Consider the following 13,748-nt stretch of genomic DNA (forward strand, 5'->3'; position numbering starts at 1 on the left):
TCCCCACGAACACCCCCACCATCTCGCACTCCCCCTTCCGGCGGCACTCGCCGGGCACCCCACCGTCGCGGCCGGCACCCGCGACACAGCACAGAACGGCGGCACGCACCATGGGCGCTCTCCTCTACGGCACTCCCCCCACCTCGCACGAGATCGACGACCGCGCGCTCGCGCACCTCCAGATCGTCATGATCAACAAGTTCCGTCGCGACGAGGCGTTCGCCTTCCAGCTCGACGCCTCGAGCGCGCACGGCACCGGACGCCAGACGCTCTGGCTGCACCCGACCATCCCTCTCCAGTTCTCGTTCCACGGAAGCCGCATGCCGGCGATCAACGCCACCTGGGTGCGCGCACTGATGGAGGAGGCCAACAGCGGCCGGGGCCTGCGGATCGTCACCGAGCCGGCGCAGCAGCCCGAGTCCTCCGGGCTCACGCACGCTGCCTGAGCGCGCCGTGTCCAGGCGCGACGACGACGAGCCGATGGAGGTCACCGACTTCGTCGAGCTCGCCGGTGCAGTGCACGACGACGCGGGCTTCGAGTGCTCCTCCACTGTCGACGGCGTGACGGGCGCGCTCTGCGTGCTGCCCGACTCCCTGGTGCTGCGGAGCGCCGGCACCGGCGACTCGACCCGCGTCGGCACCCGCGACATCCGCTCCTGGCGGGCCACTCCGGCCGGCGCCACCTTCTCGCTCGCCGTGGAAGCCGGAGCGCGGCACACCGTGGTGCTGCTCACGCAGTTCCAGGCGGCGACCGTCCAGGCCATGACCCGCGCCGCCGGACCCGCGACTGGTTTATCCGCTTAACGAATTCCCCGTTCGGGGCACGCGGTGAGGAGCGCTCCTCGTGCGACCCTGATCGGGATGAACGAGAAGGACGAGGTCATGCGCTCCGACATCGGCGGGCGTGACATCGAGCAGGCGCGGGCCCTCTTCGAGCAGTCGTACAACGGGCACCGCTTCGTCGTCGAGCCCGGCGAGGACTTCTCGTACCGCTACACCTCCGTCGGCGACGGCGACGTGACGCTCCGCGGCAGCCAGTTCGCCGGCTCCGTGCAGGGCTCGATCCAGACCGAGGGCGAGTACGTCGTCTCGTGGCTGACCGCCGGCGCGGGCGTCACCGATCTCGACGGCGACGCGGTGACCCTCGGATTCGGGCAGCCGGCGATCTTCGTCAACGACCGTCCCAGCCGGTTCGAGTTCCACGACTACCGCCAGAACCTCATCCACTTCGACGGCGCGTACCTCGAGGGCATCGCGGAGGAGGTCGAGGGCACCCGCGGCCCCCTCCTCTTCGACACCACCGCACGACCCGAGGGCGCGGCGCTGCGGCGCTGGTCGGCGACCGTCGCGACGGTCGCCCGGGTGATCTACGACGCCGACAGCTCGCCGCTGCTGCGCCGCGAGGCCGACCGCGCGGTCGCCGTCGCCCTGCTCGAGACCTTCCCGCACTCGACGCTGGACACTCCCGGCGACCTCGGAGTACCCCGCTCGGGGCGCCTCCGCCAGGCGATCGAGTACATGTACGAGCACGCCCACGAGCCGCTCCGGACCGAGCAGATCGCCGACGCGGCGGGCATCGGCCTGCGGACGCTACAGACCGAGTTCCGGCGCGAGTTCGGCTTCACCGCGGTCGACTACCTGCGGCGGATCCGGCTGGACGGCGTGCAGAAGGAGCTGCGGGCGGGCGAGTCCGGAGTCGTCAGCGTCAGCGAGGTCGCACGGCGCTGGGGCTTCGCGCACCTCGGCCGGTTCTCGGCCTCGTACGCCCACCGCTTCGGCGAGCGCCCCAGCACCACGCTCGACACCTGAGGCGTCAGAGGTAGTCGGTGCCGCCGTCGTCCTCGCTGTCGTCGCCCTCGCCGCGCGGCTGCACGGTCGGCCGCGCGGGCTGGAGCCGTCGGGTCTTCTCGCGCATCGACTCCACCGCCTCCGGATCGTCGAGGTCGACGCCGCGGTCGAGCGCCGGGCTGGTGAAGAGCTGGCTGGCCGGTCCGACCAGGAGACGGGTCTCGCCTCGCAGCCCCTCGTCCGAGAGCGACGGCACCACGACCAGGTCCGACTTCCCCACGTTCGCCAGCGCCTGCGCGTACTCGACGACCGCCGAGCACACCTCGTCGCCCAGCAGCACGAATCCGCTCGCGTAGTACAGCTTCTGCATCTCGCCCTCCCCTGGATCCCGGACCGCCCCTCCGGTCGGCCCGTCCCCCGACGCTAGGACGGCGCCGACCGGGCGCCCCACCCCTTGACGGGGGTGGGGCGGAGGGGTCACAGTCCGCGCGGAACGGGCAGTCGCAGCGCGGTCGCGAGCGCCTCGACGACGCGGGTCGCGCGCACGTCGCCGACCCCCTCCATCCGGTTGGTGAGGAACGCGAAGCCGACTCCCGCGTCCGGGTCGGCGAAGGCGACCTGTCCGCCCGCGCCGTCGTGCCCGAAGCCGCTCGGCGTGAGGTACCGGCGAGCGTCCGTGCCGAGCTGGAAGCCGCAGCCCCAGGCCGGCCACGGGCCCGGAACCGGCCACACCGGCGGGCCGCTGCTGAGCGGAGCGGTGGCCCGTTCGATCGTCGCGTCCTCGAGCAGCCGCACGCCGTCCGTCTCGGTGAACGCCGCCGACCAGATCGCGGCGAGCGCCCGGGCCGAGCCGATGCCGCCCGCTCCGGGGATCTCGGCGGCCTGCAGCACGGGGTCGTTGAAGCCCGTGCCCGGTCCGACGAGCTCGACGGGCAGCGCACCGCCGAGGGTCATCGCCCGCTCGCCCCAGTCGACGACTCCGGGGGTGCGCGCCGCGGCCTGCGCCGCCGTGAGCTCGGCGAGGGTGGGGCCGACGAGCATCGTCGCGACGCGGGCCTGCTCGGAGGCGGGCAGCCCGATCCACGCCTCCGCGCCGACCGGCCCGGCGATCCGCTCCTGGAACGCGGCGCCGACGCTCCGCCCGGTCACCCGGCGGATCACCTCGCCGATCAGCCAGCCGTGCGTGATCGGGTGGTAGGCGTACCCCGTGCCCGGCTCCCACAGGGGCTCCTGCTCGGCGAGGCGCCCGGCGACGAGGTCCCAGTCGGCGAGGTCGGCGGTCGTGAGCGGGAGGCGGGGGGCCGAGAGCCCGGCCCGGTGGGCGAGCAGGTCCTGCACGCGCACGTCGGCCTTGCCCGCCGCGGCGAACTCGGGCCAGTAGTCGGCCACCCGGGCGTCGTAGTCGAGCAGCCCCTCCTGCACGAGACGTGCGGCGAGGAGGGAGACGAGGCCCTTCGTGCACGAGAAGACGACGCTGAGGGTGTCCTCCCGCCACGGCTCCTCCGCCCCCGCCTCTCCCGCCCAGAGGTCGACGACCGGCCGGCCGTGCAGCCGCACCGCGACCGCCGCTCCCGAGCCGGGCCGGACGGCCTCGCCGAAGGCGTCGCGGACCCCCTCGAACCCGGGCTCCACGACTCCGTGCACCGCGGTCACCCCTTCACCGCGCCCTGCAGCAGAGCGGTGATGAACTGCCGCTGGAAGATCACGAAGACCAGGATCGTCGGCACGATGATCAGCAGCGCGCCCGCGTTGAGCAGCGGGATGCTGTTGCTGTACTGCCCCTGGAAGAAGGTGAGCGCTCCGGCGACGGTGCGGTCCAGCGGATCGGAGACGAGCACCACCGGCAGGAGGAACTGGTTCCAGGTCCAGAGGAACAGCAGGATCGCGAGCGCCGACAGGGCCGGGCGCGCGAGCGGCAGCTGGATCCGGCGGAACTCCTGCCAGGTCGTCGCGCCGTCCACGCGCGCCGCCTCCGAGAGCTCGGACGGGATCCGGACGAAGTGCGCGCGCATCCAGACCACGCTGAAGGGCATGTAGAGCCCGATCAGCGGCAGGATGATCGCCCACTGCGTGTTCAGCAGGCCCAGCGACTGGATCTCGTAGTACAGCGGGATGATCAGCGACTCGAACGGGATCGTGAGCCCGAGGATGAGGAACACGAAGACGAACCCGCCGCCGCGGATGCGCAGGTTGCCGAGCGCGTAGCCGGCGAGGGTCGCGAAGAGCAGGCTGATCGGGACGACGCCCAGCACGATCAGGGCGCTCGACCCCATCAGCTGCAGGACGTGCCCGGTCTCGAAGGCCTGGGCGAAGTTTCCCCACTGCGGGTCCGTCGGCCAGGTGAGCCCGGTCGGATTCACGTCCGCCGGCTGCAGCGCCGCGGAGAGCATGTTGACCAGCGGGATGACGGTCAGCACGAGCACGACGATCAGGACGACGCGGCCGATGACGATCTCGGACTTGGTGACGATCATCGGTCGCTCACTCTCGAGAGGCGCTGGAGGGGCAGGACGCAGGCGAGCACGAGCACCATCAGCACGATCCCGAAGGCGGAGGCGAGACCCACGTCGCTCTGGGTGAAGCCGATCCGGTAGATCGAGATGCCGGGCACCAGGGTCGAGCGGCCGGGGCCGCCGAGCGTGGTCGTGTAGATGATGTCGAAGCTGCTCAGCGCCGCGATCACGGTGATCGTGGTGAGCACCGAGATCTCCTGGCGCAGGCCCGGGACCGTGATGGTGAAGAACTCCCGCAGCCACGTGCCCCCGTCGAGCCGGATGGCCTCGTAGAGCGAGACGTCGATCTTGCCGATGCCGGTGAGGAAGAGGACCGTGCAGAGCCCGGTGAGCACCCACGAGCCGATCAGGCCGACGGCGGGGAGGGCGGTCTGGAAGTCGCCCAGCCACGGCCGCGCGAGCGAGCCGAGCCCGACGGCCTGCAGGATCTGGTTGACCGCTCCGGTCTGCGAGTACATCCACGACCAGGCGATGCCGGCCGCGGCGAGCGGGATGATCTGCGGCAGGAACAGGATCGTCTGCGACACGCTCGAGAAGACGCCGGGGCGCATCGAGCGCAGCAGGCTCGCGAGGACCAGGCCCGCCGAGACCGGGATCACCGTGAAGTAGAGGATCAGCACGAAGGCGTTGCCGATCGAGCCGAGCAGGTCGGGATCGGTGAACACGCGGAGGTAGTTCGAGAAGCCGACCCACTCGGAGGGGCCGACGCCGTTCCACTTGTAGAACGAGTACTGCACCCCGGTGATCAGCGGGTAGATGACGAACGCGATGTAGACGAGCAGGGCCGGCACGACGAAGAGCCAGCCGACGAGGGTCGCCCGCCGCGCCGCAGTGCTCCTGCGGCGCGGCGTCCCGCTCCGGCCCCCGCGGTCGACGGCGCTCGAGACGAGAGGGCCGGCCGCGGTCATCCGGCGAGTTCCTTCGCGTAGAACTCCTGCACGGCCGTGACGAAGTCCTGGCCGGAGATCTGGCTGGTCACCAGCAGCTGCGACTCCGGGATGATCGCGCCCGCGTAGATGCCCGCGGTCGCGTTCGACATGAAGTCGACCTGGCCGTCCTCCGCGCCGATCTGCGCCGACATGGCGAGCGCCTGCTCGAGCAGCGAGCCCGACTCGACCTCGGGGAGCGCCTGGGCCGGGTCGCCGCCGGGAGCGGCACCGGTCACGTCGACGACGATCTGGCGCGCGGCCTCGTTCGTGTGGATCCAGTTGAGGAAGAAGACGATCTCGTTGAGGTGCGACGACTTCGCGGCGACCGAGAACGAGTTGGCGGCGCCCATGGCCACGTGGTTCCCGCCCTCCTCGGCCGGGGGCACCAGGAAGAAGTCGACGCCGTCGCCCATCTTGGTCTGCGTGTCGGCGGCCGCCCAGTTGCCGTTGAAGGCGAACAGGCCCTCGCCGCCCTGGAAGCGGCTGACGAAGGAGGAGTAGTCGATCGCGTTGATGTCCGAGGGGAAGTAGCCCGCGTCGGCCCAGGTGCGGACGAGCTCCGCACCCTTCACGTTGCCGTCGGTCTCGTAGGTGGCACCGGGGACCGTGAAGATCCAGTCGGCCATCTCCTGCTTGTCGGCGTACTGGTTCATCGCCGCCTGCACGACGAAGTTGACCACCCCGTCCTTGTCGCCGGCCATGATCGGCAGGACGCCGCCGGCCTTCGCCTTCGCGAGGTCCTCCTCGAACTCTGCGAGCGTGGTCGGCGGGGCGTCGATCCCGAGCTGCTTCGCGAGCTCGAGGTTCATGTAGATGCCGGTGACGCTGTAGCCCAGGCCCAGCTGGTAGAGCGAGCCCTTCCCGCGGACGCCGTCGGAGTCGACGCGGAGCGGGGCGAGCTGCGAGGCCGACCAGGCGTCCCAGCCGTAGGCGTCGAACCACGGGTCGAGGTCGGCGAGGAGGCCGTCCTTGACGGTGTCGCCGATGGTGGGCAGGCGGATGAGGTCCGGCGGGGTGTCGCTCGCGAGCAGCTTCGGCGAGTTGGCGGTGAGGTTCGCGAAGGTGTCGCGGTTGATGGTGAAGGTGACGTTCGGGAACTGCTTCGTGAACTCCTCCGTCAGCTTGTCGGTGACGGGGAAGCCGGTCTCGTCGGCGATGACGAGCTCGACGGTGTCGCTGGTGAGCTCGGTGCTCACGTCGACCGAGGAGCTCGCTGCCGGAGCGCTCGAGCCTCCGGGCGCGCAGGCGGCGAGGGTGAACAGGGCCGCGACCGAGCCGGCGCCGACCAGGACGGTCCTGCGGCCGATCGGCGTGCCGGGGGTGGGGAAAGACATGCGGTGACTCCTTCGTCGTGGGTGCAGGTGCTGCTGGTGCCCGGCCGCCCGGAGGGGCTCGAGCCGCGGCTCCGGACGGCCGCCTGAAACCTTTGAGCGGGGGACTAAAAGGTTTCAGGTGTGGATATAGTCTGTGCACACGGAAGACTTGTCAAGGGCGACGGCGGGAGGCGGCGGGCATGGCGAAGAAGCGCGTGACGCTCGCCGACGTGGCCCGCGAGGCCGGGCTGTCGATCTCGGCCGCGTCGATGATCCTCAACGGGAAGCCCGAGACCGGACTGTCGAAGGACGCCCACGAGCGGGTGTTCGCCGCCGCCGAGGCGCTGCACTACCGGCCCAACGTCGCCGCCCGTGGGCTCCGCACCGACAAGACCCGCACGATCGGCTTCATCTCGGACCAGATCGCGACCACGCGCTTCGCCGGCGGCCTGATCAAGGGCGCGCTCACGGCGGCCGAGGCGGCCCGGCACGTCGTCCTGCTCCTCGAGACCGGCGGCGATCCGGCGCGCGAGGCCGAGGCCGTCGACGCGGTGCTCGACCGCCAGGTCGACGGCATCATCTTCGCCTCGATGCGCTCCCGCGAGTTCTACGTGCCGGAGCTGCCCGCCTCCACCTCCGTGGTGATGCTCAACGCGACGAACTCGCAGCACCCCGCGTCGATCCTGCCCGACGAGTACGCGGGCGGGCGCGCCGCGGTGGAGCTGCTGCACGCGCACGGCTACCGCGACGGGATCGCGCTGATCGGGCAGAACGACGAGGTCGAGCGCGACCGCTTCCGCTCGGCGACGGTGGCCGAGCGCGTCGCCGGCATCCGCGACGCCATGGCCGAGAAGGGGCTCGCGTTCGTCGCCGAGGAGTCGATCCCCGACTGGGAGCCCGAGCACGGCCACCGCGCGGTCGCCGACCTGCTGGCCCGGCGCGACGACATCCGCCTCCTGCTCTGCCTCAACGACCGGATGGCGTTCGGCGCCTACCAGGCGGTCGCGGAGGCGGGGCTCTCGATCCCCGGCGACGTCGCCGTGGTGTCGTTCGACGACGACGAGCTGGCCGCCTACCTCCGCCCCGGGCTGACGACCGTGGCGCTGCCGCACGAGGAGATGGGCCGCCGGGCGGTCGAGCTGCTGCTGAGCGGCGCTCCGGGAGAGCGGGTGCTGGTGCCGATGCCGCTGGTGGAGCGGGCGTCGACGCGGCGGGTCTGACGGGCGGGGCCTGGGGCGGGCTGCTCGGGGACGGCGGGCGGGCCCGGTGGAGTCGGGCGGAGCCGCCTCAGCCGGCCGAGCGGATCCCTCCGGTCGGACCCCAGGCGACTCCGGTGCCGCCCGCGTCGCCCTGGTAGTCGTCGGGCGAGAGGGTCATGCCGCTCGCGATGAAGTCCGCGGTCGCCGCGCAGTCCGTGACGACGACGTCGCCGTCGGAGCGCGCGAGCCCGTAGAGGCAGACGGACTCGTCGGCGAGCTCCGCGGCCGAGAAGGAGTCGAGGCTGAGGGTGGCGAAGTAGTCGACTCCGGCGATGCTGCCCAGGTAGCGCGTCGGCCCCCAGTGGAAGACGCGGAGGCTCGCGAGGGTCGACAGCGGGCGCGTGGCGACGTCGTCGGGGACGGCCCAGGGCTCGGTGAAGACCTCCAGCGACGGGCGAGGGGCCAGCGCGACGGAGGCGGCCGTGCCGAGGGCGGCGAGCCCGAGCACGGCGACGAGGGCGGCGATCACCCCGAGGCGGCGGCGCGGGCGGGGCGTGGCGGAGGTGCGGGAGTCGGCGTCGTCGCCTCCGGTGGTCTCGCCGGTCTCGTCCCCACCGGTCCGGTCGCTCGCCGTCCCGCGGCCGATCCGGCCCTGGGCCGCTGCGGGTCCGACGGGCGCGGCCAGTCCCGCGACCGCGGCGTCGAGCGCCTCCTCCCGCTCGCGGAGCTGCGCGCGCAGCAGTGCCAGCTCCTCGAGCGCCGCGGGGTCCGCCTCCGCGCTGAACGCCCGGCGCTCGAGCGCGGCCCGCTGCCTCCGCTCCTCCGGCGACGCGCCGTCGCGGCGCCGCTGCAGGGCGGCCCGGCCCCGACCGCGACCGCCCAGGGCCGCGTCGAGCGCCTCCTCCGTCGCGGGATCGAGCTCGTCGAGCAGCCGCGCCGCGCGCGCAGGCGTGACCGCGGTGCCGACGGACGCCGGCACGTCAGCCCCGGTCGCGGACGGCGCGCGCCAGCGACTCGAGGCGCTCCCGGTACTCCGGCCACCACTCCTCCGGCACCGGCGGGAGGTTGTCGCCGGGCGTCCGGAGCCCGACCCGCCCGTCGATCAGCTCGCGGACGATGTCGGCGTGGCCCGCGTGCCGGTGCGTCTCCGCGGTGATGTGGACGAGGATCCGGTGCAGCGTCACGTCGCGGTTCGTCCACCAGGGGACCTGCCCGGGAGCATCGAGCGGGAGGGCCGCGACCGTCGCGTCGGAGTGGGCCCACACGCGGCGGTACAGCGCGACGACGTCGGCCGTCGACTCGTCGGCCGTCGCCCACATGTCCGAGTTCGGCTCCGACTCGTCCTCCATCCACGGCATCGGCTCCGGGAACGGCCGCCCGAACACGGCGCCGAGGTAGCCCGCCTCGGTGCCCGCCACGTGCTTCACCAGGCCGAGCAGGTTCGTGCCCGTCGCGACCAGCGGCCGCCGCACGTCGTACTCGTCGAGCCCGTCGAGCTTCTGCAGCAGGGCGTCGCGCCCCTCCTGCAGGTAGCGGAGGAGGGTCTGCTTCGCGTCGTCGCTCATCCCCCCAGCCTGCCGCGCCCGTCCGAGCCGCGCCAGAGCGGTGCCGGAGCCGCGCCGTGCTCAGACCTCAGGAAGGATCGCCCCGCGGGCACCGGGATCCGCGGATCCACGGCCCGCCGGAGCGATCCTTCCAGCGTTGTGCACGGGTCAGGCCGGGACGCCCGCTCCCGCCCGCTGGACCCGCGTGCCGACGAGGCGCTGCGACGAGGCGTCGATCGTGGCGGCCGGGCCGACCAGCTCGAGCGCCGCCTCCGTCTCGCGCGTCGCGCAGTCCGGGCCCACCCACAGCTCGACGCGGCCGGGCTCGACGATCCGCACGCCCTCGCGTCCGGTGAAGGCCAGGCGCGCGGCCGGGACCTCGAAGCGGACCTCCGCCTCCTCGCCGGGCTCGAGCGCGACCCGCGCGTAGCCGAGCAGCTGCGCCACCGGCCGGGTCACGCTCGCGAACACGTCGCGGGCGTACAGCTGCACTAGGTCGGTGCCCGCCCGCTCGCCCGTGTTGCGGACGCGCACGGTCGCCGTGAAGGAGCCGTCCGTCGGGGCGGACTCGTCGACCGCCAGCTCCGTCCGGGCGAAGTGCGTGTACGAAAGCCCGTGGCCGAACGGCCGCACCGGCGTGCTGTCGGCGGAGGTCACGTCCGACGGCCCGCCGAGGATCGGGTGCAGGTACGAGAACGGCTGCGCCCCGGCCGAGCGCGGCAGCGAGACCGGCAGGTGGCCGGAGGGGTCGACCCGTCCCGAGACGACGCCCGCGATCGCGCCGGCGCCCTCCTCCCCCGGGAAGAACGCCTGCAGCACGGCGGCGGGAGCCGACGGCCCGTCGAGCGCCCAGCCCACGGCGTAGGGGCGGCCGGTCAGCAGCACGAGCACGACCGGGGTCCCCGTCGCCACGACGGCCTCGACCAGCTCGCGCTGGCGGCCCGGGAGCTCGAGGCTCTCGACGTCGTTGCCCTCGCCGACCGTGCCGCGGCCGAACAGGCCCGCCCGGTCGCCGACGACCACGATCGCCACGTCGGAGTCGGCGGCCGCCCGGACCGCCTCCGCGATCCCGGAGGCGTCGTCGCCCTCGACCGAGCAGCCCTCGGCGAGCAGCAGCTCGGCCGAGCCGAACTCGCCGGCCAGCGCGTCCGCGACCGTCGGGATCTCGAAGCCCAGCGGCACGCCCGGGTGGTGCGCCAGCACGTGGTTGGCGAAGGAGTAGCAGCCCATGAGCGCGGGCGCGCTGTCGGCGTTGGGACCGATCAGCGCGAGGCGGCGCGGCGCAGCGAGCGGCAGGACGCCGTCGTTCGCGAGCAGCACCACCGACTCCTCGGCCAGCCGACGGGCGATGTCGCGGTGGGCCGGCGAGTCGAGGTCGATCGACTCGGGGGCGTCGTCGAAGCGCGCGTCGAGCAGGCCGAGCCGCTCCTTCTGCGCGAGCACCCGCAGCACGGCCCGGTCGACGAGCGCCTCGTCGGCCTCCCCGGCCCGGATGCGCGCGGCCAGCGGCGCGAGGAACGCGTCGCCCGTGGGCAGCTCCACGTCGATCCCCGCGGCGAGAGCCAGCTCGGCCGCCTCGCCCAGGTCGGCGGCGACCGCGTGCATGAGGTGGAGGAACGCGACCGAGAAGTAGTCGGCGACGACCACGCCGTCGAAGCCCCAGCGCTCGCGCAGCACGCCCGTGAGGTAGGCGGGCGTCGCTCCGACCGGGTCCCCGTCGATCTCGGCGTAGGAGTTCATCACCGAGCGGGCGCCCCCGTCGCGGATCGCCATCTCGAACGGCGGCAGCAGCACGTCCGCGATCTCGCGCGGTCCGGCGTGCACCGGCGCGTGGTTGCGGCCGCCGCGGGAGGCGGAGTAGCCGATGAAGTGCTTCAGCGTCGCGTCGACGCCGGTGGACTGCAGTCCCTGCACGTACGCGGTGCCGATCGTGCCGACGACGTACGGGTCCTCGGCGATGCACTCGTCGACCCGGCCCCAGCGGGGGTCGCGGATCACGTCGAGCACGGGCGCCAGGCCCTGGTGGATCCCGAGCTCGCGCATCGAGCCGCCGATCACGGCGCCGAGCTCGGCCACGAGCTCCGGGTCGAAGGAGGCGCCCCAGGCGAGCGGAGTCGGGAACGTCGCGGCCTGCCAGGCGGCGAGCCCGGTCAGGCACTCCTCGTGGACGATCGCCGGGATGCCCAGCCGCGTCTCCTCGACGAGCCGGCGCTGCTCCGCCCACAGCCAGCGGGCGCGCTCGAGCGGATCGACGGGGCGCGTGCCGTAGACGCGGGTCAGCTGGCCGATCCCCTCGCGGGTCGCCTCGGCGTACCCGGTCGAGGTGGCCATCTCGCCGGCGAGCGGGGCGACGACCTCGCCGCCCTGGTCGACCCAGTAGCCGACCAGCTGGGAGAGCTTCTCCTCCAGCGTCATCCGGCCCAGCAGCTCGGTGGTGCGGGCGGACGGGGCCTGGGGGTCCTCTGGTGCGTGCGGTGCGGTCACGGTGCGACCCTCTCTGCGGGTGGGGTGACGGGTGCGGACGGAACGGGGGACGCGGCGGACGGGCGGAGCGATCCGCTCATCCCTTCACCGCCCCCGTCAGCCCGCCGACGATGCGGCGCTCGAAGACGCTGAAGAAGATCAGCGCCGGGATCATCGACAGCGACACGAAGGCGAGCACCTTCGCCGTGTCGACCGAGTACTGCGACGAGAACGCCTGCACTCCGAGCGGGAGCGTGAAGGTGGACTCGTTGTTGAGGATGAACAGGGGCAGCAGGTAGCTGTTCCAGCTCGCGATGAACGCGAGGATCCCCGTGGTGATCACGCCGGGCATCGCCAGGCGCACGACCATCCGGAAGAAGAAGCCGATCCGGCTGCAGCCGTCGATGAAGGCCGCCTCCTGGATCTCGTCCGGGATCGCGCGGAGGAACGGCACCAGGATGATGATCGTGGTCGGCAGGCCGAACGCGATCTGCGGCAGCACCACTCCGGCGAGCGAGTTCATCAGGCCGAGGCTCTTGATCACCAGGTAGAGAGGAGTGATCGCCACGGTCATCGGGAACATCAGGCCGGCGGCGAAGAGCGCGTAGAACACGCCGCGCCCGGTGAAGTCGTAGCGGGCCAGGACGTAGCTCGCCATCAGGCCGAGCACGACCACGCCGAGCGTCGTCGCGAGGCCGGCGATGGTGGAGTTGCCCACCTCCTGCCAGAAGACGCCGCCGGTGATCACGTCGAGGTAGTTCTGCACGTTCCACGGCGAGGGCAGGCCCGCCGGGTCGGTGGTGATCTGCGCGTTCGTGCGGAAGCCGCCGAGGATGATGTAGGCCACCGGGGCGAGCATCAGCGCGATCACGACGATCGCCACGACGTAGGCGATCGTGGTGCCGCGGCCCAGGGGCTGCCGGCGCCGCTTCACCGCGAGAGGCCGAGGGGTCTCCGGAGTGATCGGCGGGGCCGTCATCGTCGTGCCGGTCATCGCTTGTCTCCCGTCAGTGCGCCCGCCGTGTCGCGCCGGAGCACGAAGCGCTGGTAGAGCAGCGCCACCACGAGCGAGATCAGGAACAGGACCACCGCGACGGCGTTCCCGTACCCGTAGTTGCCGGCATTGCGGCCGTTGGTGACCAGGTAGATCGCCATGGTCGAGGTGCCCGCGGTCGAGGACACGTACTGGCCCCAGATGATGTAGACGAGGTCGAACAGCTGCAGAGCGCCGATGATCGACAGGAACGCCCAGATCCGCAGGGTCGGCGCGAGCAGGGGCAGGGTGATCCGCCGCTGCACCTGCCAGTAGGAGGCGCCGTCGATGGCCGCGGCCTCGGACAGCTCCTCGGGGATGCCCTGCAGACCCGCGAGGAAGAGGATCACGGCGAAGCCGATGTACTTCCACGTGATGATCAGCATCAGCGTCCAGATCGCGATCGCCGGATCCGAGAGCCAGTCCTGCTTCAGCGCGCCGAGGCCGACCTTCTCGAGCAGGCCGTTGACCGCGCCGCTGGTCTGGAGCATCAGGCTCCAGCCGGTGCCGACGACGACCTCCGAGATCACGTACGGCACGAAGATCAGGACGCGGATGATCGACTGCCCGCGCAGCTTGCGGTTCAGCAGCAGCGCCAGGAGGATCGCGACCGGCCCCTGGAGCACGAGCGAGAGCACCACGATGATGCCGTTGTGCGCGAGGGCGTCGTGGAAGGTGGGGTCCTGCAGGATCGTCAGGTAGTTGCGGAAGCCGACGAAGTCCGTCGGCACTCCGTAGCCCTGCCAGCTGAAGAAGCCGTAGTAGGCCGCCATCACGACCGGGAAGATCACGAAGGCGAGGAAGACGATCAGCGCCGGGCCGACCAGGAGCGCGATCTCGAAGCGCCCCGCCCAGCCCACGCTGCGGCGGCGCCGGCGCACCGGAGGCGTCGAGGTGACGCCTCCGGTGCGCGCGGTCCCGCGGGGCTCATCCACTCCGAGGAGCGGGCTCTCGCGGAGTGCCATG

General features: G+C 72.4%; 14 protein-coding genes. 4 read left to right on the forward strand and 10 right to left on the reverse strand.

Annotated features, from left to right (window positions below; translation table 11 throughout):
- Positions 1-110: 110 nt before the first annotated feature.
- The 3 genes from C5C25_RS09225 to C5C25_RS09235 are packed head-to-tail and all read left to right on the forward strand — an operon-like array spanning position 111 to position 1,809.
- Positions 111-446 (forward strand): ATP-dependent DNA ligase, encoded by a 336-nt coding sequence (locus C5C25_RS09225; protein ID WP_104223411.1) that lies wholly within the window; start codon positions 111-113, stop codon positions 444-446.
- Positions 447-453: 7 nt separating this feature from the next.
- Entirely contained in the window at positions 454-804 is a 351-nt protein-coding gene (locus tag C5C25_RS09230) for a hypothetical protein (RefSeq protein ID WP_104223412.1), read from the forward strand.
- A 57-nt stretch (positions 805-861) separates the two neighbouring features.
- Positions 862-1,809: an AraC family transcriptional regulator gene (locus C5C25_RS09235; protein ID WP_104223413.1), complete on the forward strand. Its 948-nt coding sequence runs from the start codon at positions 862-864 to the stop codon at positions 1,807-1,809.
- Between the two features lie 4 nt (positions 1,810-1,813).
- On the opposite strand, the gene C5C25_RS09240 is transcribed toward C5C25_RS09235, so the two are convergent.
- From C5C25_RS09240 to C5C25_RS09260, 5 genes are all read right to left on the reverse strand, one after another.
- The gene (locus tag C5C25_RS09240) at positions 1,814-2,158 is read right to left on the reverse strand and encodes a hypothetical protein (protein WP_104223414.1); all 345 of its coding nucleotides are present in this window, start codon (positions 2,156-2,158) and stop codon (positions 1,814-1,816) included.
- Between the two features lie 107 nt (positions 2,159-2,265).
- On the reverse strand, positions 2,266-3,441 hold the full coding sequence (locus C5C25_RS09245; RefSeq protein ID WP_104250413.1) for a serine hydrolase domain-containing protein: 1,176 nt from the start codon (positions 3,439-3,441) through the stop codon (positions 2,266-2,268).
- Positions 3,438-4,262, reverse strand: a complete 825-nt coding sequence (locus C5C25_RS09250; protein WP_104250414.1) for a carbohydrate ABC transporter permease — start codon at positions 4,260-4,262, stop codon at positions 3,438-3,440. Before C5C25_RS09250 ends, C5C25_RS09245 begins: the two co-directional genes overlap by 4 nt.
- A complete protein-coding gene (locus C5C25_RS09255; RefSeq protein ID WP_104250415.1) occupies positions 4,259-5,209 on the reverse strand; it encodes a carbohydrate ABC transporter permease in 951 nt (316 codons plus the stop codon). The genes C5C25_RS09250 and C5C25_RS09255 overlap by 4 nt, the downstream gene beginning before the upstream one ends.
- On the reverse strand, positions 5,206-6,564 hold the full coding sequence (locus C5C25_RS09260) for an ABC transporter substrate-binding protein (protein ID WP_104250416.1): 1,359 nt from the start codon (positions 6,562-6,564) through the stop codon (positions 5,206-5,208). Before C5C25_RS09260 ends, C5C25_RS09255 begins: the two co-directional genes overlap by 4 nt.
- 179 nt (positions 6,565-6,743) lie before the next feature.
- Between C5C25_RS09260 and C5C25_RS09265 the strand changes: the two genes are divergently transcribed.
- The gene (locus C5C25_RS09265; protein ID WP_104239129.1) at positions 6,744-7,763 is read left to right on the forward strand and encodes a LacI family DNA-binding transcriptional regulator; all 1,020 of its coding nucleotides are present in this window, start codon (positions 6,744-6,746) and stop codon (positions 7,761-7,763) included.
- A 67-nt stretch (positions 7,764-7,830) separates the two neighbouring features.
- Here C5C25_RS09265 and C5C25_RS09270 read toward each other — a convergent pair whose 3' ends face one another.
- The 5 genes from C5C25_RS09270 to C5C25_RS09290 all read right to left on the reverse strand — a co-directional run bounded on the left by C5C25_RS09270 (position 7,831) and on the right by C5C25_RS09290 (position 13,747).
- A complete protein-coding gene (locus C5C25_RS09270; protein WP_104250417.1) occupies positions 7,831-8,721 on the reverse strand; it encodes a hypothetical protein in 891 nt (296 codons plus the stop codon).
- Between the two features lies 1 nt (position 8,722).
- The gene (locus C5C25_RS09275; RefSeq protein WP_104239177.1) at positions 8,723-9,307 is read right to left on the reverse strand and encodes a DinB family protein; all 585 of its coding nucleotides are present in this window, start codon (positions 9,305-9,307) and stop codon (positions 8,723-8,725) included.
- Between the two features lie 147 nt (positions 9,308-9,454).
- Positions 9,455-11,701 (reverse strand): glycoside hydrolase family 3 N-terminal domain-containing protein, encoded by a 2,247-nt coding sequence (locus tag C5C25_RS09280; RefSeq protein ID WP_104250418.1) that lies wholly within the window; start codon positions 11,699-11,701, stop codon positions 9,455-9,457.
- A 145-nt stretch (positions 11,702-11,846) separates the two neighbouring features.
- Positions 11,847-12,743: a carbohydrate ABC transporter permease gene (locus tag C5C25_RS09285; RefSeq protein WP_104224899.1), complete on the reverse strand. Its 897-nt coding sequence runs from the start codon at positions 12,741-12,743 to the stop codon at positions 11,847-11,849.
- The gene (locus C5C25_RS09290) at positions 12,740-13,747 is read right to left on the reverse strand and encodes a carbohydrate ABC transporter permease (protein ID WP_104226347.1); all 1,008 of its coding nucleotides are present in this window, start codon (positions 13,745-13,747) and stop codon (positions 12,740-12,742) included. The genes C5C25_RS09285 and C5C25_RS09290 overlap by 4 nt, the downstream gene beginning before the upstream one ends.
- Position 13,748: the final 1 nt, after the last annotated feature.

Origin of the sequence: Rathayibacter sp. AY2B9 (genome assembly GCF_002931595.1) — a bacterium.
In the GTDB taxonomy this organism is placed as follows: domain Bacteria; phylum Actinomycetota; class Actinomycetes; order Actinomycetales; family Microbacteriaceae; genus Rathayibacter.

What these genes read in the sequence shown, in the direction of transcription:
- C5C25_RS09225 (WP_104223411.1), top strand. Translation starts at nt 111, where the DNA reads ATGGGCGCTCTCCTCTACGGCACTCCCCCCACCTCGCACGAGATCGAC.
- C5C25_RS09235 (WP_104223413.1), top strand. Translation starts at nt 862, where the DNA reads ATGAACGAGAAGGACGAGGTCATGCGCTCCGACATCGGCGGGCGTGAC.
- C5C25_RS09240 (WP_104223414.1), bottom strand. Translation starts at nt 2,158, where the DNA reads ATGCAGAAGCTGTACTACGCGAGCGGATTCGTGCTGCTGGGCGACGAG.
- C5C25_RS09250 (WP_104250414.1), bottom strand. Translation starts at nt 4,262, where the DNA reads ATGATCGTCACCAAGTCCGAGATCGTCATCGGCCGCGTCGTCCTGATC.
- C5C25_RS09255 (WP_104250415.1), bottom strand. Translation starts at nt 5,209, where the DNA reads ATGACCGCGGCCGGCCCTCTCGTCTCGAGCGCCGTCGACCGCGGGGGC.
- C5C25_RS09260 (WP_104250416.1), bottom strand. Translation starts at nt 6,564, where the DNA reads ATGTCTTTCCCCACCCCCGGCACGCCGATCGGCCGCAGGACCGTCCTG.
- C5C25_RS09265 (WP_104239129.1), top strand. Translation starts at nt 6,744, where the DNA reads ATGGCGAAGAAGCGCGTGACGCTCGCCGACGTGGCCCGCGAGGCCGGG.
- C5C25_RS09275 (WP_104239177.1), bottom strand. Translation starts at nt 9,307, where the DNA reads ATGAGCGACGACGCGAAGCAGACCCTCCTCCGCTACCTGCAGGAGGGG.
- C5C25_RS09280 (WP_104250418.1), bottom strand. Translation starts at nt 11,701, where the DNA reads ATGACGCTGGAGGAGAAGCTCTCCCAGCTGGTCGGCTACTGGGTCGAC.
- C5C25_RS09285 (WP_104224899.1), bottom strand. Translation starts at nt 12,743, where the DNA reads ATGACCGGCACGACGATGACGGCCCCGCCGATCACTCCGGAGACCCCT.
- C5C25_RS09290 (WP_104226347.1), bottom strand. Translation starts at nt 13,747, where the DNA reads ATGGCACTCCGCGAGAGCCCGCTCCTCGGAGTGGATGAGCCCCGCGGG.